This is a genomic window from Streptomyces sp. NPDC048197, assembly GCF_043202395.1.
Lineage (GTDB): Bacteria > Actinomycetota > Actinomycetes > Streptomycetales > Streptomycetaceae > Streptomyces > Streptomyces siderophoricus.
This window is the reverse complement of sequence record NZ_JBIDAJ010000013.1, coordinates 1-20,613: the sequence shown is the minus strand read 5'-3', so window position 1 is coordinate 20,613 and position 20,613 is coordinate 1. Positions and strand designations below refer to the sequence as shown.

At 72.1% G+C, this 20,613-nt stretch carries 16 protein-coding genes and 2 tRNA genes; 2 read left to right on the top strand and 16 right to left on the bottom strand.

Annotated elements, in window-relative coordinates:
* Position 1: 1 nt before the first annotated feature.
* The 7 genes from ACGF4C_RS18795 to ACGF4C_RS18765 form a co-directional block, all read right to left on the bottom strand.
* Positions 2-3,109, bottom strand: a complete 3,108-nt coding sequence (locus ACGF4C_RS18795) for a ComEC/Rec2 family competence protein (RefSeq protein ID WP_393567549.1) — start codon at positions 3,107-3,109, stop codon at positions 2-4.
* The gene (locus ACGF4C_RS18790; protein ID WP_393567547.1) at positions 3,106-3,873 is read right to left on the bottom strand and encodes a helix-hairpin-helix domain-containing protein; all 768 of its coding nucleotides are present in this window, start codon (positions 3,871-3,873) and stop codon (positions 3,106-3,108) included. The genes ACGF4C_RS18795 and ACGF4C_RS18790 overlap by 4 nt, the downstream gene beginning before the upstream one ends.
* 668 nt (positions 3,874-4,541) lie before the next feature.
* Positions 4,542-5,387: a DegV family protein gene (locus tag ACGF4C_RS18785; RefSeq protein WP_393567546.1), complete on the bottom strand. Its 846-nt coding sequence runs from the start codon at positions 5,385-5,387 to the stop codon at positions 4,542-4,544.
* Positions 5,388-5,758: 371 nt separating this feature from the next.
* Positions 5,759-6,598 carry a hypothetical protein gene (locus tag ACGF4C_RS18780; RefSeq protein ID WP_393567544.1) on the bottom strand — a complete coding sequence of 280 codons (840 nt, stop codon included), beginning with the start codon at positions 6,596-6,598 and terminating at the stop codon, positions 5,759-5,761.
* Positions 6,599-6,844: 246 nt separating this feature from the next.
* On the bottom strand, positions 6,845-9,751 hold the full coding sequence (locus ACGF4C_RS18775) for a leucine--tRNA ligase (protein WP_393567543.1): 2,907 nt from the start codon (positions 9,749-9,751) through the stop codon (positions 6,845-6,847).
* A gap of 269 nt (positions 9,752-10,020) precedes the next feature.
* Positions 10,021-11,979 (bottom strand): protease pro-enzyme activation domain-containing protein, encoded by a 1,959-nt coding sequence (locus ACGF4C_RS18770; RefSeq protein ID WP_393567541.1) that lies wholly within the window; start codon positions 11,977-11,979, stop codon positions 10,021-10,023.
* A gap of 351 nt (positions 11,980-12,330) precedes the next feature.
* A tRNA-Ala gene (locus ACGF4C_RS18765) sits at positions 12,331-12,403 on the bottom strand.
* Positions 12,404-12,558: 155 nt separating this feature from the next.
* On the opposite strand from ACGF4C_RS18765, the gene ACGF4C_RS18760 reads away from it, so the two are divergent.
* The gene (locus tag ACGF4C_RS18760; protein WP_393567539.1) at positions 12,559-13,893 is read left to right on the top strand and encodes a glycosyltransferase 87 family protein; all 1,335 of its coding nucleotides are present in this window, start codon (positions 12,559-12,561) and stop codon (positions 13,891-13,893) included.
* A gap of 210 nt (positions 13,894-14,103) precedes the next feature.
* Here the strand turns inward: ACGF4C_RS18760 and ACGF4C_RS18755 are convergent, their stop codons facing one another.
* The 9 genes from ACGF4C_RS18755 to ACGF4C_RS18715 all read right to left on the bottom strand — a co-directional run bounded on the left by ACGF4C_RS18755 (position 14,104) and on the right by ACGF4C_RS18715 (position 19,218).
* Positions 14,104-14,337 (bottom strand): hypothetical protein, encoded by a 234-nt coding sequence (locus ACGF4C_RS18755; protein ID WP_030413843.1) that lies wholly within the window; start codon positions 14,335-14,337, stop codon positions 14,104-14,106.
* Between the two features lie 3 nt (positions 14,338-14,340).
* The gene (locus tag ACGF4C_RS18750) at positions 14,341-14,517 is read right to left on the bottom strand and encodes a hypothetical protein (RefSeq protein WP_393567537.1); all 177 of its coding nucleotides are present in this window, start codon (positions 14,515-14,517) and stop codon (positions 14,341-14,343) included.
* Between the two features lie 149 nt (positions 14,518-14,666).
* Positions 14,667-14,739 (bottom strand) — tRNA-Ala (locus ACGF4C_RS18745).
* Between the two features lie 114 nt (positions 14,740-14,853).
* Complete coding sequence (locus tag ACGF4C_RS18740) at positions 14,854-15,489, bottom strand: histidine phosphatase family protein (protein WP_234442158.1); 636 nt, start codon at positions 15,487-15,489, stop codon at positions 14,854-14,856.
* A 14-nt stretch (positions 15,490-15,503) separates the two neighbouring features.
* Positions 15,504-15,938: a ribosome silencing factor gene (gene rsfS, locus ACGF4C_RS18735; RefSeq protein WP_393567535.1), complete on the bottom strand. Its 435-nt coding sequence runs from the start codon at positions 15,936-15,938 to the stop codon at positions 15,504-15,506.
* Between the two features lie 273 nt (positions 15,939-16,211).
* The gene (locus ACGF4C_RS18730; RefSeq protein ID WP_393567534.1) at positions 16,212-18,077 is read right to left on the bottom strand and encodes an LCP family protein; all 1,866 of its coding nucleotides are present in this window, start codon (positions 18,075-18,077) and stop codon (positions 16,212-16,214) included.
* A gap of 24 nt (positions 18,078-18,101) precedes the next feature.
* Positions 18,102-18,713: a nicotinate-nucleotide adenylyltransferase gene (nadD, locus tag ACGF4C_RS18725; RefSeq protein ID WP_051798734.1), complete on the bottom strand. Its 612-nt coding sequence runs from the start codon at positions 18,711-18,713 to the stop codon at positions 18,102-18,104.
* A gap of 52 nt (positions 18,714-18,765) precedes the next feature.
* Positions 18,766-18,975 carry a hypothetical protein gene (locus ACGF4C_RS18720; protein ID WP_236680772.1) on the bottom strand — a complete coding sequence of 70 codons (210 nt, stop codon included), beginning with the start codon at positions 18,973-18,975 and terminating at the stop codon, positions 18,766-18,768.
* Positions 18,976-19,068: 93 nt separating this feature from the next.
* Positions 19,069-19,218: a hypothetical protein gene (locus ACGF4C_RS18715; protein WP_393567532.1), complete on the bottom strand. Its 150-nt coding sequence runs from the start codon at positions 19,216-19,218 to the stop codon at positions 19,069-19,071.
* A 151-nt stretch (positions 19,219-19,369) separates the two neighbouring features.
* Between ACGF4C_RS18715 and ACGF4C_RS18710 the strand changes: the two genes are divergently transcribed.
* Positions 19,370-20,458, top strand: a complete 1,089-nt coding sequence (locus ACGF4C_RS18710; RefSeq protein WP_393567531.1) for a M48 family metallopeptidase — start codon at positions 19,370-19,372, stop codon at positions 20,456-20,458.
* The last annotated feature ends 155 nt before the right edge of the window (positions 20,459-20,613 follow it).

Below are 20,613 nucleotides of genomic sequence, written 5' to 3'. Positions count from 1 at the left end.
GTCATGACCCACGGGCCGTGACCCACGGGCCGTGACCCACGGGCCGTGACCCACGGGCGGAAGCGGAGAGGCCGGACCGGCCCCTGCCGGCCGGTCCGCGGCTGCGTATTCGCCGGCCGCGCCGCCTCCCCCGGCCGCGCCCAGCGTCTCGGCCGCCCGGCAGCCCGGCCCCCGTCCGACGGCCGGTCACGGTGGCGGCGAGTCTGCCCGGAGTGCCGAGGATGGCGATCGCACCGTCGGTGTCGGTACGCAGCACCCGGGCGCCCTGAGCCCGCAGCGCGGCGATCGTCCGCGGCGCCGGATGGCCGTAAGGGTTTCCGGTGCCGCACGAGATCAGCGCCAGGCGCGGCGCCAACCGGTGCATCAGCGGCGGGTCCTGGTGTGCGGAACCGTGGTGCGCCACCTTCAGGACGTCGACCCCGGCCAGCTCCGGATGCGCCGCCAGCAGCGCCTGCTGCGCAGGCGGTTCGAGATCACCGAGGAGCAGGAACGTCAGTCCGCCGGTCCGTACGAGCAGGGTGACGCTGGCGTCGTTGGGCCCGTCGAGCACCGGGGCGAACGGCACGGCCGGAGGCCAGAGCACCTCCCAGCCGAGCGGGCCGAGGCGCCGCCGCTCCCCCGGAACGGCGCGTACGAGCGGAATCCGGGCCCGGGCGGCCGTCTCCCGTACGAACTGCGCCTGGCCCGGCGGATCTTGGAGGGTCGTGGTCTCGATCGCGCCGACCGACCGGCCACGGAGCACGCCGGGAAGTCCGTCCACGTGGTCGGCGTGGAAGTGGGTGAGGACGAGCAGAGGGATGCGGCGGATACCCAGCTCCGTGAGGCAGCGGTCGATGGCGTGTGGCTCGGGGCCGGTGTCCACCACCAGAGCCGTACCGTCGCCGGCGGCCAGCACCAGGCCGTCGCCCTGCCCCACGTCGCAGACCACGGCCCGCCACCCGGGCGGCGGCCAGCCGGTGATGACCCGGGTGAACGGAGCGGGGCGGCACACCGCCAGCACCACGGCGCACGCACACAGGACGCAGAGCCAGGGACGGCGCACCACGCGTCGCCCGAACGGCACCAGCGCCACCATGACGGCCGCCAGCACCAACGCCCCCACCCAGCCGCCGGGCCAGCCGATCTCGGCCCCGGGAAACGCCGCGCCCGTACGGGCGACACCGGCGATCCACTCGGTCGGCCAGCCGGCACACCACGCCAGTGCCTTGGCGACCGGCAGGACGAACGGGGCGGTGACGAGCGCGGCGAACCCGAGGACCGTGGCCGGGCCCACCGCGAGCTCGGCCAGCAGATTGCACGGCACCGCCACCAGGCCCACGCGGGCGGCGAGCACCACGATGACCGGCGCACAGACCGCCTGTGCCGCGGCAGCGGCGGCGAGCACTTCGGCGAGCCGGGGCGGCACCCGGCGCCGCTGGAGGGCGGCGCTCCAGCGCGGTGCGAGCAGCAACAGTGCGCCGGTGGCCAGTACGGAGAGCAGGAAGCCGTACCGTCGCGCGAGCCAAGGGTCGTAGAGCACCAGGAGCAGCACCGCGGCGGCCAGCGCAGGGAGCAGCGAACGGCGGCGGCCGGTGCCGATCGCCAGCAGGGTGATCAGTCCGCATGCGGCGGCCCGCAGCACGCTCGGGTCCGGGCGGCACACGACCACGAAGGCCAGCGCGAGCACGCCCCCGAGGACGGCGGTGCCGCGCAACGACAGCCTCAGGCGGGGCGCCAGCCCACGCCGCTCGGCACGCGTGGCGAGGTGCGGCGGGCCGATCAGCAGGGCGAGCACGATCGTGAGATTGCTGCCGGAGACGGCGAGCAGGTGCGTCAGATCGGTGGCCCGGAAGGCTTCGTCCAGATCCGGCGGCACGCGCGAGGTATCCCCTACGACCAGACCCGGCAGCAGCGCACGGGCGTCGGGCCGGAGCCCGTCCGTGGCCTCCCGCAGCCCGGCCCGGACGCGTCCGGCCACCCGCTGCAACACGGACGGGCCACCGACCTTGACCGGCGGCGTATCGGCGTCGACCCGCAACACCGCGGCGACCTGATCATCCGGCATGAGCGGCGGTACGGCCCGCGCCACGACCCGGATCCGCGTCGACGGCAGCAGCCCGCGCCAAGCCTCCGACAACGACGAGGCCGCTGACGCCGGGCGCCCACCCCGCCGGCCCCACTCACCCGCGGAGCCCTCGCCTCCGGAGCCGTTGCCTCCGAAGCCCTTGCCGCCGGGCGCCTCACGGCCAGGCCCCTCACGGCCAGGCCCTTCACCGCCAGGGCCCTCACCGCCAGAGCCCTCGCCGTCTGTACTCTCGGCCCCGGCAGCGGTGCTCTTCCCCTCGCCTCCGCTGCTGCCGGACGGCGCGCCTTCGTCCCTTCCGCTCTGCCGTACGAGGACCAGGGCCGGGGTACGCACGGCGGTGACCGCACCGTCCGGAGCGGTCACCCGCACGGCATCGGCGTTGAACACCACAGCTGCAGGCGTCCGTTGGGAGCCGCGCACCCGGGGCCGGGTCAGCCGAGGATCATCGGTCACCTCCAGCTCCACCGTCACCCGTGCATAGCGGTCCGCCAGGTCGGGCAGCGGACCACGCCGGACGTCCGCCGCGTGCAACGCCGCGGACGCCGCCCCCGCGACCGCACCCAGCAGCACGGCGGCCAGCGCCACCCACGCCCCGGAGGCCCACCGACGGGAGAGGCCGGACCGGCACATGCGACCCGCTCCGCCGCCCCGAGCGCCCCCTGTCCCGCCCGCCGCACCACCACCCGCACTCGCACCCGCACCGCTCTGCCCGCCTTCCTTGTGCTCCCCGTGCCTCTTGCCCTCCCCGTGCTGCTCGCCCTCCTCGTGCTCCCCGTGCCTCTCGCCCTCGTACTCCCCGCCTCCCCCGCGTTCCGCCCGGCGCCGTAGGACGGCCACCCATAGCGCGAGTGCCGCCAGGACCACCCCCACGGCGCAGGCCACCGCCACGCCGCCGTCGGAGGCGCCCAACCCGATTGCCGCCGCGGCCCAGGCCGCCAGTGCCGGTCCGGCCAGGCGCAGATCGGGCGGCCCTTCCTGCTGCGGGTCCGAAGCGCCGCGCGGCGAGGGAGCCGTGGCGTGCACCGAGGGCCGGGCGGAGGTCATGGCTCCACCAAGGGCCGCAGATCGGCGAAGCGACGGTCGCCGATACCAGTCACCTGACGAAGCTGCTCCACCGAAATGAAGCCGCCGTGCTGGGTACGGAATTCGATGATGTGGCGCGCCAGTACGGGACCGACCCCCGGCAAGGCGTCGAGCTGCTGCTCCGTCGCCGTACTGAGGCTCACCGGCCCGCTCGGACCGACTCCGCCGCCCGCCGTCCCACTGCCCGTACCACCGGCCCCGGCACCACCGGTGCCGGCGCCGCTCCCGGCCGCGGCGCCCGGCACGCCGACCGCGATCTGTTCGCCGTCGGTCAGCAGCCGCGCCCGATTGAGCCCGCTGACATCCGCCCCGTGCAGCACACCGCCCGCGGCCCGCAGCGCGTCGATCACTCGTGAGCCCGGCGGCATCCGGTGAATGCCGGGATGCCGGACCTTGCCCGTGACATCGACGACCAACTGGCGCCCACCACCGCCCGAGGAGCCGCCCGCTGAACCAGTCGCGCCCGTCGACGAGTTCGACGAGGATGCGGGTGACGGGAGCGCCGACGAGTGCCGGTCGGCGGCCGCGCCGGGGCCGTGGTGCTGGTGGTCCGGACCCGTGGCGGACCGTTCGACGGCCGGAGCGCGTACCGGTTCCGGGCGCCCGGTCCAGAAGTGGTGCACCGCGAACGCCACCGCCACGATCAGCACCAACGCCAGGGCGGCCAGTGCCCTGGGGTCGGTACCGCACCGTAACTGCAGCCACAGCGGGAGGCGTTCCCGCATCGCCAGCCACGCCCGCTCCGTGCGGCGCGGGCGAGGGGACGGGGGCTGGGACCGGGGGTGAAGCCGGGGATGAGGCGGGGGATCGTGTCCGGGCGGCGGGGTCCCGGTCGTTGCGGACGCCCGCTCCGTATCGCCGAAGATCGCCGCCACCCGGGCCCGTACCCGCTCACGCTCCCGTTCCTCACGCGCCCGCGCACGGGAAGGGGTCACGGGTTCGCGCACAGGTTCCGGCGAAGACAGCACTGCTTCGCCCACCAGGTCTGGCGAGGGCGCCACAGATGCGCCCACCGATTCCGGAGGGAGTGATGAGCCAGAGAGAGATGACGGGCCAGAAGGAGATGGAGTGCCAGGCTGAGGTGACGTATCAGGAGCAAATGAAGTATCAGGCGGTACGTTTTGCTCATACGGGTCTGTGGAGTCGGACGCCCATGGCCAGCCGGAACGTTCGGCAGAGGCTTCCGGAGCCGAGGAGGGGCCGTCAGCCGGCGCGGCCCACGTGGAAACGGATACGGACGAGTCGAGTCGAGCGGTCTGCGAGGAGTTCATAACTCCTGACGCTAAGTGACCGATGCAGAGCCTGCTGAGCGGCGTCAAATCCCGTGGACAACCCCGCAGTTGTGGATAACTTCGTCACCCACACGTGCCCTGCCGTACCCCTCGCGCCTCGCTCAGCGCGGCGACACCACAACCCCCAGCAGTCCCGGTCCCGTGTGTGCGCCGATCACCGCGCCGACCTCGCTCACATGGAGCTCGTTCAGCCCCGGGGTCCGCTCACGGAGCCGCTGGGCGAGCGCGTCCGCGCGTTCCGCGGCGGCGAGGTGGTGCACCGCGATGTCGATCTGGCCCTCGCCCGCCCGTTCCACGGCGATCTCCTCAAGCCGTGCGATGGCCTTGGACGCCGTACGGACCTTCTCCAGCAGCTCGATCCGTCCGTCCGCCAGCTGGAGAAGCGGTTTCACGGCAAGCGCCGAGCCGAGCAGGGCCTGGGCCGCGCCGATCCGGCCGCCGCGGCGGAGGTAGTCCAGGGTGTCGACGTAGAAGTAGGCGGAGGTCCCCGCGGCCCGCTTCTCCGCCGCGGCGACCGCTTCGTCCACGTCGCCGCCGGCTTCCGCGGTCTCCGCGGCGGCGAGGGCACAGAATCCGAGGGCCATGGCGACCATCCCGGTGTCCACGACGTGTACCGGAACCGGGGCGTCCTTGGCGGCCATCACCGCCGCATCGTAGGTGCCGGAGAATTCCGAGGAGAGGTGGAGGGAGACGATGCCGGTCGCGCCGGCCGCCGCCACCTTGCGGTAGGTGTCCGCGAACGTGGCCGGGCTGGGCCGGGACGTCGTCACGCTGCGCCGCTTCTGCAGGGCCTGGGCGACGGATCTCGCGGAGATCTCGGTGCCCTCTTCAAGGGCCTGGTCCCCCAGGACGACGGTCAGCGGTACGGCCGTGATGCGGTGGCGCTCGACGGCCGTCCGCGGCAAGTAGGCCGTGGAATCGGTGACGATCGCGACATGGCGGGACATGAATGGGAGATTATCCGGGGATCGGGACGTCGCACAGTGCGGGTCCGTCCCCAAGATCTTCCAGGTTTCCCCAAGGCTCTGCCAAGTGCTCAGCGGGCAACGGAAGCATCACCTCCGCGATGCCCTCGCGACGGCCCTCGTCATGTCCCCCGCGACAGCCACGGTCGCCCGGGCACTCCGGTGGGCGCACCCGGGCGGCGGGCTCTTCCGGTGGGCGTCCCCTGGTGACGGACTCTTCCGGTGGGCGACCCCTGGTGACGGGCTCCCGTGGGCCTCCCCTTTGACCGTGGGTGTCCCCTATGGCCGTGGGTGGGATGGGGCTTCCCCGGGGCCCCGCCCCGCCCCCACCCGCCTCCTCCACCTCGCATCACTCAAGTCTTGGTCGTACCGGTACCGGAACCGGTGCCCGCTCCCGTACCCCCGCTCCCGCCCCTGCCCTCCGGCCGCGGAGTCGCTACGCCTTCCGGCCGCGGGGTCTTCTCCCACGGGTACGTCGGCCGGCTGCGGTCGTCGCGCGCGGTGATCGCCCGCTGCTGCTCATCCTCGCCCTCCGGCACCCCCGGGCGGTGACCGTCGGACGACGCCCCCTGCCCCGCCCCCGGAACGTCCCCGGAGCGACCCCAGCCCCCACCTTGGCCGTCCTGGTCTCTCCCCGGCTCGTCAGGGGCCTGGGTCCAGTGGCGCAAGGCGCCCGCCTCGACGTCGATCTGGTCGGTCAGCGCCGCGAGGTCGTCATCGGCGAACTTGCGTGCCCGGTCGCGGGCGGCCCAGCGGAGCGACTCGGCGGAGTGCGTGATCCGCTCCATGCGCTCCCTCAGCTCCGGGAGGCGGGCGGCGATGGTGGCCCGGTCCGGCTCGCGTTCGAGGCGTTTGAGGTCGGCGTCAAGCTCGTGGCCATGGGCACTCAGCCGCTCGAACAGGCCGATCGCCTCGCTCAGGGAGGCATCGTCCGGAGGGCCCCCGTACAGCACGTCCTGGGTGGCCCGCATGGACGTTCTGAGCGACAGCCGCAGCTGGGCCAGCTCGCCGACCACGCCGGGCTGGGCGAGCTGCCGGGCCCGGAGGGTGGTGTCCTCTACCGTCCTGCGCGCCTGGGCGACCGTACGGTCCACGCCGCGCTTGGTCGCCTTCACGGCCTTGACCGTCAGGAGCACGCCGGCCAGGACGAACAGCACGAAGAGCAGTCCGATGATGGCGGCGGCGGCTTCCATGGGTTCTCCCCCAGGCGTGTCGGTGGCGCCGGACTTTCGCCCGCGCCGTGTCCTTCCACCGTAAACGGAAAGGGCAGGTTGCGGGGTCCGGAAGAACCCCCAACCTGCCCGTAGGGGAAACCCCCTATACCGCGTTCAGCCGGCCTGCTGCCCGCCCCGGCCGGCGCCCGCCGCTCACGTCCTCACGGGCCGACAGGCGCCGTCGATGGCCGACGTCCACACGTACCGGCACGCACCGCCGATGGCTCACGCCGGGACGATGTTCACCAGCTTCGGGGCGCGGACGATGACCTTGCGGATGTCCGCGCCGTTCAGCGCCGCGACCACCGCCGGCTCGGCCAGTGCGGTCGCCTCCAGGTCGGCGTCGGAGATCGACGGGGCGACCTCCAGGCGGGCCTTGACCTTGCCCTTGATCTGGACGACGCAGGTCACGGTCTCGTCCACGACGTACGCCGGGTCCGCGACCGGGAAGTCCGCGTGGACCACCGAGTCGGTGTGGCCCAGCTTGCGCCACAGCTCCTCGGCGATGTGCGGGGCCAGCGGGGCGATCAGCAGGACCAGCCGCTCCGCGACCGTGCGCGGGACCGGGCCGCCCGTCTTGGTCAGGTGGTTGTTCAGCTCGGTGACCTTGGCGATGGCGGTGTTGAAGCGCAGGTTCGCCAGGTCCTGGCCGACCCCGTCGATGGCCTTGTGCAGGGCGCGCAGGGTGTCCACGTCGATGTCCGACTCGGGCACGTCCGCGACGGTGACCTCACCGGTCGCCTCGTCGACGACGTTGCGCCACAGGCGCTGCAGCAGGCGGTACTGGCCGACGACCGCCCGGGTGTCCCACGGCCGCGACACGTCCAGCGGGCCCATCGCCATCTCGTACAGGCGCAGGGTGTCCGCACCGTATTCGGCGCAGATCTCGTCGGGGGTGACGGCGTTCTTCAGGGACTTGCCCATCTTGCCCAGCAGGCGGCTGACCTTGTCGCCCTGGTAGTAGTAGGCGCCGTCCCGCTCCTCGACCTCGGCGGCCGGGACGGCGATACCGCGGCTGTCCCGGTAGACGAAGGCCTGGATCATGCCCTGGTTGTACAGCTTGTGGAACGGCTCGGAGGACGAGACGTGCCCCAGGTCGTGCAGCACCTTGGACCAGAAACGGGCGTACAGCAGGTGCAGCACGGCGTGTTCGGCGCCGCCCACGTACAGGTCGACACCGCCGGCCGGCTGTCCGTCGCGCGGTCCCATCCAGTACTGCTCGACGGCCGGGTCGACCAGCGCGTCGTCGTTGCGGGGGTCCAGGTAGCGCAGCTCGTACCAGCAGGAACCGGCCCAGTTGGGCATGGTGTTGGTCTCGCGGCGGTAGCGCCGCACGCCCCGGCCGTCGCCCAGGTCCAGCTCGACGTTGACCCAGTCCTCGTTGCGGGACAGCGGGGTCTCGGGCTGGGTGTCGGCGTCGTCCGGGTCGAAGGTGCGCGGGGAGTAGTCCTCGACCTCGGGCAGTTCCAGCGGCAGCATCGACTCGGGCAGCGCGTGCGCCACGCCGTCCTCGTCGTAGACGATCGGGAACGGCTCGCCCCAGTAGCGCTGGCGGCTGAACAGCCAGTCGCGCAGCCGGAAGTTGACGGTGCCCTCGCCGATGCCGCGCTCGGCCAGCCAGTCGGTGATCTTCGCCTTGGCCTCGGTGACGCCCAGGCCGTCCAGCGAGATGCTGTCGCCGGACGAGTTGACGATCTTGGCGTCGTACGAGGCGAAGGCGTCGTCCCAGGTGGCGGGGTCGGTGCCGCGGCCGTCCGTCGGCTCGACGACGCAGCGCATGGGCAGCTCGAAGGCGCGGGCGAAGGCGAAGTCGCGGGTGTCGTGCGCGGGCACGGCCATGATCGCGCCGGTGCCGTAGCCCATCAGGACGTAGTCGGCGATGAAGACCGGGACCTGCTCGCCGCTGACCGGGTTGGTGGCGAAGGCACCGGTGAAGACGCCGGTCTTGTCCTTGGCCTCGGCCTGCCGCTCCAGGTCGGACTTGGCGGCGGCCTGCTTGCGGTAGGCGGCGACGGCCTCGCGCGGGGTGGCGTGGCCGCCGGTCCACACGTCGTGGGTGCCCTCGGGCCAGGCGCCGGGGACGATGGTGCCGGTGGTGTTGCCGTTCTCGGAGCCGGCGATCAGCGGGTGCTCGGGGGCCAGCACCATGTACGTGGCGCCGAACAGGGTGTCCTGACGGGTGGTGAAGACGGTGATCTTGTCGTCGCCCACCGGGAAGTCGACCCGGGCGCCCTCGGAGCGGCCGATCCAGTTGCGCTGCTGCAGCTTGATGGCCTCCGGCCAGTCCAGCGCGTCCAGGTCGCGCAGCAGCCGGTCGGCGTAGGCGGTGATGCGCATGTTCCACTGGCGCAGCTTGGCCTTGAAGACCGGGTAGTTGCCGCGCTCGGAACGGCCCTCGGCGGTGACCTCCTCGTTGGCCAGTACGGTGCCCAGGCCGGGGCACCAGTTGACCGGCGCGTCAGAGGCGTACGCCAGGCGGTACTCGCCCAGGATGTCGGCGCGCTCGGTGACGCCCAGCTCGGCCCAGGGGCGGCCGTCGGGGGTCGGGCGGGTGCCGGCCTCGAACTGGGCGACCAGGGTGTCGATCGGGCGGGCGGCGTCCGCCTCCGGGTCGTACCAGGAGTTGAAGATCTGCAGGAAGATCCACTGGGTCCACTTGTAGTACGCCGGGTCGATCGTCTCGACCGAGCGGCGCGGGTCGTGGCCCAGGCCCAGCCGGCGCAGCTGGCGGCGCATGTTGACGATGTTGGCCTCGGTGGAGACCCGCGGGTGGGTGCCGGTCTGGACGGCGTACTGCTCGGCGGGCAGGCCGAAGGCGTCGAAGCCCAGGGTGTGCAGGACGTTGTGGCCCGTCATGCGCTGGTGGCGGGCGTAGACGTCGGTGGCGATGAACCCCAGGGGGTGGCCGACGTGCAGACCGGCGCCCGACGGGTAGGGGAACATGTCCATGATGAACTTCTTGGGGCGGGCCACCAGCTCCGGGTCGCCGGCCAGCTCCCCGCTCGCGTTCGGGGCCTCGTAGGTCCCGTCCTTCTCCCAGAAGTCCTGCCAGCGTGCCTCGATGTCGGCGGCCAGCGCGGCCGTATAGCGGTGCGGCGCTGCCACCTCGGCAGCGGTGGTCGTCTCGCTCATCGTCCTCAAAGCTCCATCGATCGTCTCTGCCTGCGGAAACGCGCCTTGTCCCGGAACGTGTCCCGGACCCTGCCCCCGGAACTCCGGAAACAAAAAGACCCCTCGCACAGGAGGGGACGCCGCGCCGATTCCGACGGGTCTGTCATCCGTCGGCACTGATCAGCGCGGCCCGCTAAGCAGAAGGCGTACGGCACGCATGGCGCCAGGGTACCGCAGGGCGTGCGGGGCCCGCGCCGAGGATTCCCCCCGGCGCGGGCCGCGCCGGTCCGTCAGGGACGGTAGGAGCTCACGTAGCCGGCGCTGGGGCTGCCCACGCCGGTGACGTCGTCGTAGCCGACGACGGCGTGCAGGGAGCTGTCCTTGCCGAGGCTGCGCAGCGAGGTCGTGGTGCCCGCGCTGTTGTCGGTGCCGTTGACGTAGTCCACGCGGACGACGGCGAGGTCACGTCCGGCGCCCAGCGGGTGGTCGGTGACGTCGTGGTAGGCGGACGTGCCGTAGCGCTGGTAGATGCCGGGGTTGGCGAAGCCGATGGCCACACCGTGCCGGGCCTGCTGGGCGAGCGCCTGGACGCCGGCGATGACCGGGGCGGCCAGGGAGGTGCCGCCGATGCGGTACTCGTCGTAGCCGAGCTTGCCGCCGGGCAGGGTCTGGGTCTGGCCCACCAGGAAGCCGGTGTTGGGGTCGGCGACCGCGGAGATGTCCGGAACGGTGCGCATCCGGCCCTTCAGGAGGGTGTTGGACAGCGAGTCCGGAACGATGCCGCGCTGGTAGAAGGGCTGCGCGACGGTCTTGCTGACGCCGCCGCCGGCGCCGCCGTTGAAGGCGCCGGGGAAGCCGGCCCAGCTGTTGCCGTCCTTGGAGAGCAGCGCCTTCTGGGTGCCCCAGCCGGTCTCCCACTGGTACTTGTCGTGCTTGCCGACGGCCAGGGAGGTGCCGCCGACGGCGGTCACCCAGGCGGAGTTCGCCGGGGTGTCGACCTGCTTGGTGCCGGTGTTGGCGACCTCGTCACCGTTGTCGCCGGAGGAGAAGTAGAAGCCGATGCCCTGGACCGCGCCCTGCTGGAAGAGCTGGTCGTAGGCGGCGGCCACGTCCGGGGTCTCGTTCGCCTCGATGTCGCCCCAGGAGTTGGAGACGATGTCGGCGAGGTGCCCGTCGACGATCTTGCCGAGCGAGTCGATCAGGTCGTCGTCCATGCAGGAGGAGGCGCCGACGTAGACGACGTCGGAGGCCGGGGCGATCGCGTGGACGGCCTCGACGTCGAGGGTCTCCTCGCCGTACCAGCCGGCCGCGCCGCACTCCTTGATGTGCGTGTACTTGTCGGGCAGCACCTGGGAGAGCTGGCCACGGCGGTACGCGGCGTCACCGTTGCGGGCGGCGTACGTGGCGGCGTCCTTGGAGATCGTCGGCGAGGCGAAGGCGTCGGTGATCGCGACGGTGACGCCCTTGCCGGTCCACTTCTTCGCCCCGTAGGCGGCCCGCAGCTGCTTGCCGGTGTAGCCCTTGACCGCGTACGGCGCCTTGCTCCCGTAGGCGGACGGCAGGCTCTTGTTGGTGCGCGAGCCGTAGTACGAGGAGAACGGGCCGGAGTTCCGGAAGACGTCCTCCGGGGGCGGCAGTTCGCCGGAGTGGTGCTTGGCGAGCTTCGGCGCGTTGTCCAGGCCGGTGACCGTCAGCACCGCGTCGGCCAGCGTGGCGGGCGCGGAGGCGGTGGTCGACGGGGCGTGGTAAGTGTGCCCGTCCTTGCGGTAGTTGTGCAGGTCGGTGGCGAAGGCCTGCTCGGCGGCGGCCGCGTCGCCCTGGACCGTGAGGTAGCGGTGGGTGGAGCCGGTGACCTTCAGGCCGGACTTCGTCAGCCAGTCGGTCACCTTGGCTATCTGGTCACGGGTGGCGCCGAAGCGCGCCCGCGTCTGGGCGGGGCTCAGGTACTTCCCGTACGCGGCCGAGTGCGGGTCGGACACGGCCCGGGCGTAGGCCGCCAGGCCCTTGGCGTCGCGGCCGGCGAGGTAGACCCGGGCGGTGACGGCCGCCGAGTCCGCGGTGGCGCCCTGGTCGGCCTTCTGGGTGGCCCAGAGGGGCTTGGTGCCCAGCAGTGCGTGCCGGCCACCGTCGTGGCCCGCGGCGTCGGCGGCGGGCGCGCCGAGTGCGAGCGCGCCGGCGACCAAGGGCAGCGCGGCTGCCCAGGCCAGACCGGCGCGGACGCGCGGTGATCCGGTGTGGCTTGATCTCATGTAACCCCCTGCTGTGGCGATGCGATGCGCTGCGGGGTGACGCGGTGCGCCGGTGCGCCGATGCGCGGCACCTCACGAGCGGTGCATGCGGTGGATGTGACGCTCACGCGATTCGCCACTCTCTCGGTGAACTGTTCATGTCAGGGGAATGTGATCACCAAGAAGAGGCCAAGGAATGACAAGGACTGGTCAGGAATGACCATCCGGCGAACATTGAATCCGCCATAGCGGACAGGGACTTGACCGGCCGTCACCCCCGCCGGCTCCGCCCGCCGAGCACTCGCCCCACCCGGGAGCCGGGCGCACACAGCAAAGCAGGCCGTCCGCAATGGACGGCCTGCTTTGTTCTTGTGGAGCTAAGGAGAATTGAACTCCTGACCTCCTGCATGCCATGCAGGCGCTCTACCAACTGAGCTATAGCCCCAGATTTTGTTTTCCGCCCGGTTCCCCGCTGCGGCATCGCCTACATTACACGGACCTCCCCGCCTTCTGCCAAATCGTTCTCCCGGGGGCCCGCGGACGGGGCGCGCGGTACTGTCGGCAGGCCGTGCCCGATTCGTCCTGGGGGAGCCGTACGCCGTGACCGCGCTGGAGCTGGAACAGTCCACGGACCCCGGCGGCCCGCACCCCGGCAAGGGCGTCCTGCGCCGCCACCCGACGGCCGCGGCGGCGCTGGCCTGCCTGGTCTCCTTCACCGCCTTCTGGATCGCCCAGCGGCTCGCGCACGTCACGATGATCGACCTCATGGTCTACCGGGCCGAAGGGCTGACCGTCCGCAACGGCGAGTCCCTCTACGACATGGTGGCCACCTCGGCCCACCTGCCCAACACCTACCCGCCCTTCGCGGCACTGCTCTTCACCCCGCTCACCCTGCTCGGCGTCCCGGCGATGCGCACCCTGGCCACCGCCGGGAACCTGCTGCTGCTCGTCGCGGTCGTCGGCCTCTCGCTGCGCCTTGCGGACCGGCCCCGCCGGCTGCCCCGGCCGGCCGCCACCCTGGCGGTCTCGGCACTGCTGGTGTGGTGCGAGCCGGTGTGGACGACGCTGCGCTACGGCCAGATCAACCTGCTGCTCGCCGCGCTAGTACTGTGGGACCTGACCCGCAAGGACACCCACCGCCTCGCGGGTATCGGCATCGGTATCGCGGCCGGCATCAAGCTCACACCGGCACTGTTCGCCGTCTTCCTGACCGTGGCCGGCGCCGTACGGGCCGGGCAGCGCCTGCGCTCCGGCGCCGGTCCGCGCGCCGCCTGGAACCCCTGGCTGCGGCAGGCCGCCGTCGCGGTCGTGACCTTCCTCGCCACCGCCCTCCTCTCCGCCCTCGCGCTGCCCCGCGACTCGCACCGCTTCTGGACGGGAATCGTGTTCGCCGCCGACCGGGTCGGTGAGGTGGAGATCACCGCGAACCAGTCACTGCGCGGCGCGCTCGCCCGGCTGCTGCACACCCACGACCCCGGCGCCTCCTGGGCCGTACTGGCCGGGCTGACCGCGCTCGCGGGCCTGGCCCTGGCCGCCGGGGCACTGCTGCGCGGGTCACCGGCCTCCCCGGCCGACGGCGGGCGCGCCTGGGCGGCCATCGCCTGCGCCGCGACCGCCCTCCTCATCAGCCCGGTCTCCTGGTCCCACCACTGGGTGTGGTGCGTGCCGATGCTGGTCCTGCTCGGATCCGAGGCGCTCGACCGGACCGGCACCCGCGCGCGCCGCTGGTGGGTGACGACCGTCACGCTCGGCCTCCTCTTCTGCTCCTTCGCGCTGTGGTGGGTGCCGCACCGCTGGCACCAGCACCAGGAACTGCACCAGGACGGCCTCCAGATGCTGCTCTCCGACGTCTATCCGCTCGCCGGGCTGGCCGTGCTGGCGCTGGCCGGGACCCGGCTGTGGCGGGCCAACCACTCCCCCACCACCCACGATTGACGTGCCGGGCGGCCCGTCGGGGATCTGCCGGGGCGCAGGTCGGTACGCCGTCGACCGGTCCAACGCCGTGCGGGCCCACGGCAGTTCCGCCCGCCCGGAACCGTACGGAAGTGCCCGGAAGGCTCCGGGGATGCTCGGGAGGGGGTCAGAACGGCGCGCTCGTCCGTCCCAAAGTGTTCGGAACGCGCGCCAGTTGGCGGGCGACGCCGGTCAGGCCGTGGCGAACGAGTAGAAGCGCTTGAGCGTGCAGTGCTCGTCGAGCAGCCGCCCGTAGATCGGCTCCCCGTCGAGCTCCCGGTAGGTCTCGATCGGGTCGCCCTTTATGACCAGGGCGCGGGCGCATTCCTCGCACCAGTACTGGTAGTCGGTGTTGACCGGTTCCATGTCGCGCACGATCGGCGTTCCGCTGCCGCACCAGTCGCATTTCCTGCTGTGGGCGCCCATCCATCAGCTCCAACTGTGGCCGCAGGCCGTACAAACGAAGGAGATGCCGCCGTTGTCGCCCAGCACCTGGGCGACGTGCGACGACCCGCACGAGGGGCACTGCAGGGCAGAGCCGTGGCAGGCGCCCGCCGCAGCGACGTCGAGCAGGCCGTCGACCTCCCCGAGGATGCTCGTGGGCATCGCTGTCTCTCCTCCCCTGGCGGCGCCGTCCGATTCTGCCACGGACGGCCCACCAGGTCAGGTCCGTCTTCACAGCGGGCCGGGCCCTGCGCGGGTCCGCACATACGCAATGATCCCGCCTCCATCTGGAGGCGGGATCATCCGGGTTGTGGAGCTAAGGAGAATTGAACTCCTGACCTCCTGCATGCCATGCAGGCGCTCTACCAACTGAGCTATAGCCCCGGGTCTTGTTCCGCTCCTCCGGGGTTTTCCCCGGCGGCGCCGCGAACAAGATGAACTTTAGCCTGCGACCTGCCCAGATGTGAAATCCGGGTCCGCCGGGGCCACCGGCGGGGGTCAGACGTCGTCGCCGAGCACCGGCTCCGGCAGGGTGCCGGCGTTGTGCTCCAACAGGCGCCAGCCGCGCGCGCCCTCGCCGAGCACGGACCAGCAGCAGTTCGACAGACCGCCCAGGCCCTCCCAGTGGTGGGCCTCCAGGCCGAGCAGCCGCCCGATGGTGGTGCGGATCGTGCCGCCGTGGCTGACGACGACCAGGGTGCCGTTCTCGGGCAGTTTGTCGGCGTGGTTGAGCACCACGGGGGCGGCCCGGTCGGCCACCTCGGTCTCCAGCTCGCCGCCGCCGCGCCGCACCGGCTCACCGCGCTTCCAGGCGGTGTACTCCTCGCCGTAGCGCGCGAGGATCTCCTCGTGGGTGAGCCCCTGCCAGGAACCCGCGTACGTCTCGCGCAGGGCCGCGTCATGGGTCACGTCGAGCCGGGTGAGCGCGGCGAGCTCGTTCGCCGTGGCGGCCGCGCGGCTGAGGTCGGAGGCGATGATCGCGTCCGGCCGCAGGGCGGCCAGCAGCCGGGCCGAGCGCCGGGCCTGGGCCAGCCCCGCGTCCGTCAGCTCGATGTCCGTGGAGCCCTGGAAGCGGCGCTCCAGATTCCAGGCCGTCTGGCCGTGCCGCCACAGGACGATGCGGCGGCCCGGCACCCGCTTCGTGCCGTTCAGAGCAGCTCTCCGTCCTGCCCGCCCGCGGCGGCCTCGGCGTGCGCGGCGGCCTTGCCGCGGGTGGCCTTGGCGTCCTCGGGGAGGCCGATCTCCGGGCAGTCCTTCCACAGCCGCTCGAGCGCGTAGAACACGCGCTCCTCGCTGTGCTGGATGTGCACGACGATGTCGACGTAGTCGAGCAGCACCCAGCGGGCCTCACGGTCGCCCTCGCGGCGGACCGGCTTGGCGCCGAGCTCCTTGGAGAGGCGTTCCTCGATCTCGTCGACGATCGCCTTCACCTGGCGGTCGCTGGGGGCCGAGGCCAGCAGGAAGGCATCGGTGATCGAGAGGACGTCACTGACGTCGTACGCGATGATGTCGTGCGCGAGCTTGTCGGCCGCGGCCTGGGCTGCGGCGTTGATGAGCTCGATGGAGCGGTCCGTGGCGGTCACAAGCGGCTTTCCGGGTCGAGGGCTGCTTCTCCGGCCGGTCACGGGGCGGGGGGCTCGGCCCCGCCGCGGCGCGCGCCGCGGTCCCCGTGGGCAACCGGATCGGCGGTCAGGTACCCCTCAAGGGTCTCACGGACCACCGACACTCCCGGCAGGGTTTTCGAACCAGCGGGTCAGATCGCGCATCCGGGCTGGTCAGAGCGGTGGCGGCGGCTCCCGCCCACCGGTGACCGGACGGGGCGGGCCGGTCCTGCGGCGGACCGCCCGCCCCTTCCGTCAGCCCCTGTAGTCCTGGCCGAGGACCACCGTGATGTCGGCGTTCCCGGCGCCCTTGCCCTGCCGGACCGCGCCCGCCGGCAGGCCCAGCGTCTTGGCGACCTCGGTGGCCTTCGCCTTGGCGGCGGCGTCCGCGTACGTGACCTGGGAGGCGGCCCGGGCCGCGCCCGCCGTGCCGTCGTCGACGAAGGTGTAGCCGCCGTTGAGCAGGGCGACCTGCGCCTTTCCGGTCGCCGCCTTGTTGCCGGTGGCGTTGCGGACGGCCACCCGGGCGGTGGTGTCGGGGGCGGTCTTCTTGACCGTGCCGCCGAGCACGTCCTTGACGACGCCGGCCGCGGTGGTCTGGCTGAGCGTGCCGTCGGCCTGTACGGGCAGCAGGGTCGTGCGGTAGGCGCCGGTCTTCGCCAGTTCGGCGCGCTGCGCCAGCGAGCTGCCCAGCTGGGCCTCGGTCAGCGGCGGGTCGAGGACCTGGAGGAGGGCCTTGACGGTGGCGGTGGCGCCGTCCGAATCGCTGGAGACCTTCTTCAGCGTCGCCTGCATGACCTGCCCGAAGCGTTGGAGCTGCCGGGTCTGCGGCTCGCCGGGTGCCTGGTAGGTGGCGTAGGCGACGGCCGCCTGGCCGCCCAGGTCCTGGGCCCGGCCCTGCTTGACCACCGGGGAGGCGCCCTTCTTGGCGCCGGGCACGGTGGCGTCGGTGTCGAGGGTGATCCCGCCGACCGTCTCGACGAGGTTCTCCAGGTAGGGGGTGTCCAGCCGCCAGGTGGCCTTCAGGTCGGCCCCCAGGAGGCTGTTGAGGGCGTCCCGGGTGGGCTCGGCGCCGTCGGCCTTCACGGACTTGCCGAGCGTGGTGGCGCTGCCGTCGTCCTTGGGGACCACGAGGCTGTTGGGCAGCAGGACGGTGGTGCCCTTGTGGGTGGTCTCGTTGTCCACCAGGAGCGCGGTCGAGCTGTTGCCCGTCTTGGTGTCCCGCAGGTGCACGACGAGGACGTCGCGCTTCTGGCCGCCGGCCGCGGCGGCCTGGCCGGTGCCCGGCCCGGCCAGTCCGGGCAGCTTGCCCGCCCACCACAGGTAGCCGGCACCACCGGCCACCAGGAGGACCAGGACGACCGACAGCGCGATGATCCGGCTGCGGCCGCGCCGCTTGGCCTCCTCGCGCCGCTCGGTGCGGCTCTCGGTGAACTTCAGCCAGTCGATGACGTCTTCGGAGTCCTCGTCGGGCTCCTCGATGAAGGAGAACTGTTCGGTGCGGTACTCCGGGTCGCCGGAAGGGGCACCGCCGGCCCGGTCGGCCGGGCCGTTCGCCGTCTCCGCGGCCGGACCGTCCGAGGGGGCACGGCGCCCGCCGCCCGGCTGCCGGGTGTCCTCGCGGCCACCGGGTGCCGGTCCGCCGTGGCGCTGCTCCTCGTAGGAGAGCTGCTCGTACGGCGACTGCTGGGACTGCTGAGGGATCCACTCCTGGGGCGGGACCTGCTGCGGGGGCGCCTGCTGGGGGGCTGCCTGCTGCGGCCGGCCGTACGGGTCGTACTGCTGGGGGTAGCCGGGTTCGGCCTGGACCTGGCCGCGGCCGTACGGGTCGTAGCCGTAGTCGCCGCCGGTCTGGTGCCCCTGGTGACCTTGGTAGGCCTGCCGCGCCTGGTGGCCCTGCGCCGTGCCGTACGGGTCGTAGCCCTCGTAGGCGGGCGGGGCGGAGTGCCCGCCGTACGGGTCGTGTTGCTGTTCGTACGGCGGCCGGGCGGCGTCGTGGTAGACCGGCTGCCCGTAGGCGTCGTAGGTGTAGCCCGGCTGTCCCTGCTGCCCTTGTTCCTGGGCGTAAGGGTCGCGGGCATACGGGTCCTGCGGCCCGTACGGATCGTGTCGGTCGCTCACCGGTGCCCCTTTCCGTCAGCCCCGTCAGCGGTCGTTGCGGTACAGCTGCTTTTTGTCGATGTAGCGCACCACACCGTCCGGCACCAGGTACCAGACCGGATCCCCCTGGGCGACGCGCGCCCGGCAGTCGGTCGAGGAGATGGCCAGCGCGGGCACCTCGACCAGGGACACCGCCCCCTCGGGCAGCCCGGGGTCCGCAAGGACGTGGCCGGGCCTGGTCACCCCGATGAAGTGGGCGAGCGACACCAGCTCCGCGGCATCGTGCCAGGTCAGGATCTGACTGAGCGCGTCGGCGCCGGTGATGAAGAACAGATCCGCGTCACGGTGCTCCGCGCGCAGATCACGCAGCGTGTCTATCGTGTACGTCTTGCCGCCGCGGTCGATGTCGATGCGGCTGACGGAGAACTGCGGGTTCGACGCGGTCGCGATGACCGTCATCAGATACCGGTCCTCGGCCGGGGACACCTTCTTGTGGCTCTTCTGCCACGGCTGTCCGGTCGGCACGAAGATGACCTCGTCGAGGTGGAACTGGCTGGCCACCTCGCTGGCGGCGACCAGGTGTCCGTGGTGGATCGGGTCGAACGTCCCGCCCATCACTCCGAGTCGCCGCTTCACGGGCCCTGTGTGCTCTCCCATGCGTGCAGACCCTACTGGGCGGCGCGCGATGCCGGGGGCCGGGTGCCGGGGCTCAGCGGTCCCGGTTGAAGCGGGTCGTGACCCACAGCAGGAGGAGCAGGACAAACAGGGCACCGCCGCCGGTCAGGAAAGGGCTGAGGCTGGCGTGACCGCCCTCGTGGCCGGGTTCGGCGGCGAGGGAAACCAGGGACTGTGCGGTGGTGTGCAGGCTCATCGTCAGCAGGACCAATCCGGGCTCGGTGCGGGCAGAGACTTCCACCACATCGTATGCGTCGGCCCACTACGGGCTCACGGCGACTCCACCCGGATGCGCCCGGCGGCGTCCGCACGCCTGACGGGGCGCGGTCCCTTCCGGTCAGTCCTGGCCGTAGCCGCGCAGCAGGAACCACGCGAGCAGGGCGGCACCGAGCACACCCACGATGATCACGGTGCGCAGGATCCATCCGGGGCCGCCGTCCCTGGCGGTCTGCTCGGCTGCGGCGAGCAGCAGGCTCGGATGCGGCATGGCGGCGCTCCTCGGGTACCGGCCCGGCGGGTCTTTTGTACGGGCCTGTGCGGTCATTGGTGCGATCGCCAGCGTACGCCCGAGCATCCATTCGCCTGTCAGTGGCGTCCTCTAGTCTGAAACTCACGCAGTCGAAGAGGGGGAGGCCCCAATGACGGAGAGCCCAGACGGCAGCGCGCGTGTACCGAGCCGGGACCGGCGGCGATTCCCCGGAATCTCCTCGCGGTCGTACGAGCACCCCGCGGACCGCTCGGCGCTGGTCGCCCTGCGCAAGCTCAGCGGGTTCGACACCGTCTTCAAGACGCTCAGCGGCCTGTTGCCGGAGCGCAGCCTCCGGCTGCTGTTCCTGTCGGACTCGGTGCGCGTCAGCGACCAGCAGTTCTCGCACCTGAACGACATGCTGCGCGACGCCTGCTACATCCTGGACCTGGAGAAGGTCCCGCCGATGTACGTCAATCAGGACCCGCAGCCCAACGCGATGTGCATCGGCCTGGACGAGCCGATCATCGTGGTGACGACCGGTCTCGTCGAGCTGCTCGACGAGGAGGAGATGCGGGCGGTCGTCGGCCACGAGGTCGGCCACGCCCTCTCCGGTCACGCGGTCTACCGCACGATCCTGCTGTTCCTGACGAACCTCGCCATGAAGGTCGCCTGGATCCCGCTGGGCAACGTCGCGATCATGGCGATCGTGACGGCGCTGCGCGAGTGGTTCCGCAAGTCCGAGCTGTCGGCGGACCGCGCCGGGCTGCTGGTCGGCCAGGACCTCCAGGCCTCGATGCGCGGCCTGATGAAGCTGGCCGGCGGCAACCACCTGCACGAGATGAACGTCGACGCCTTCCTCAAGCAGGCCGACGAGTACGAGTCGGGCGGCGATCTGCGCGACTCCGTGCTGAAGATCCTCAACCTCCTGCCGCGCAGCCACCCGTTCACGACCGTGCGGGCGGCCGAGCTGAAGAAGTGGGCGGCCAGCCGCGACTACCAGCGGATCATGGACGGCCACTACCCCCGCCGCGACGAGGACAAGGACGCCTCGGTGTCCGACTCGTTCCGGGACTCGGCGGCGCATTACGCCGAGTCGGTCCGCAACAGCAAGGACCCGCTGATGGGCCTGGTCCGCGATATCGCGGGCGGTGCGGGCGACTTGGGCGGCAAGCTGCGGGACACGGTCTTCGGCGGCGGCTCGCGCGGCGGCCAGGGCGGCGCCAACGGCACGGACCGGACCAACGGCTCGGAAGCCTGACGGAACGACCCGCACGCCGCCCGGCGCAGATGCTCGCGCGCCCGGCGGGCCCTTCGGCGCCTAGGAGATGTCTTCAAATGTCACGCCCACATCAGGAGCGAGGCGAGGGTGACGGCGGCCTGGTAGGACTCGGTGGTCTTGTCGTAGCGAGTGGC

What these genes read in the sequence shown, in the direction of transcription:
- ACGF4C_RS18795 (WP_393567549.1), bottom strand. Translation starts at nt 3,109, where the DNA reads ATGACCTCCGCCCGGCCCTCGGTGCACGCCACGGCTCCCTCGCCGCGC.
- ACGF4C_RS18790 (WP_393567547.1), bottom strand. Translation starts at nt 3,873, where the DNA reads ATGCGGGAACGCCTCCCGCTGTGGCTGCAGTTACGGTGCGGTACCGAC.
- ACGF4C_RS18785 (WP_393567546.1), bottom strand. Translation starts at nt 5,387, where the DNA reads ATGTCCCGCCATGTCGCGATCGTCACCGATTCCACGGCCTACTTGCCG.
- ACGF4C_RS18780 (WP_393567544.1), bottom strand. Translation starts at nt 6,598, where the DNA reads ATGGAAGCCGCCGCCGCCATCATCGGACTGCTCTTCGTGCTGTTCGTC.
- ACGF4C_RS18775 (WP_393567543.1), bottom strand. Translation starts at nt 9,751, where the DNA reads ATGAGCGAGACGACCACCGCTGCCGAGGTGGCAGCGCCGCACCGCTAT.
- ACGF4C_RS18770 (WP_393567541.1), bottom strand. Translation starts at nt 11,979, where the DNA reads ATGAGATCAAGCCACACCGGATCACCGCGCGTCCGCGCCGGTCTGGCC.
- ACGF4C_RS18755 (WP_030413843.1), bottom strand. Translation starts at nt 14,337, where the DNA reads ATGGGCGCCCACAGCAGGAAATGCGACTGGTGCGGCAGCGGAACGCCG.
- ACGF4C_RS18750 (WP_393567537.1), bottom strand. Translation starts at nt 14,517, where the DNA reads ATGCCCACGAGCATCCTCGGGGAGGTCGACGGCCTGCTCGACGTCGCT.
- nadD (WP_051798734.1), bottom strand. Translation starts at nt 18,713, where the DNA reads ATGGGAGAGCACACAGGGCCCGTGAAGCGGCGACTCGGAGTGATGGGC.
- ACGF4C_RS18715 (WP_393567532.1), bottom strand. Translation starts at nt 19,218, where the DNA reads ATGCCGCATCCGAGCCTGCTGCTCGCCGCAGCCGAGCAGACCGCCAGG.
- ACGF4C_RS18710 (WP_393567531.1), top strand. Translation starts at nt 19,370, where the DNA reads ATGACGGAGAGCCCAGACGGCAGCGCGCGTGTACCGAGCCGGGACCGG.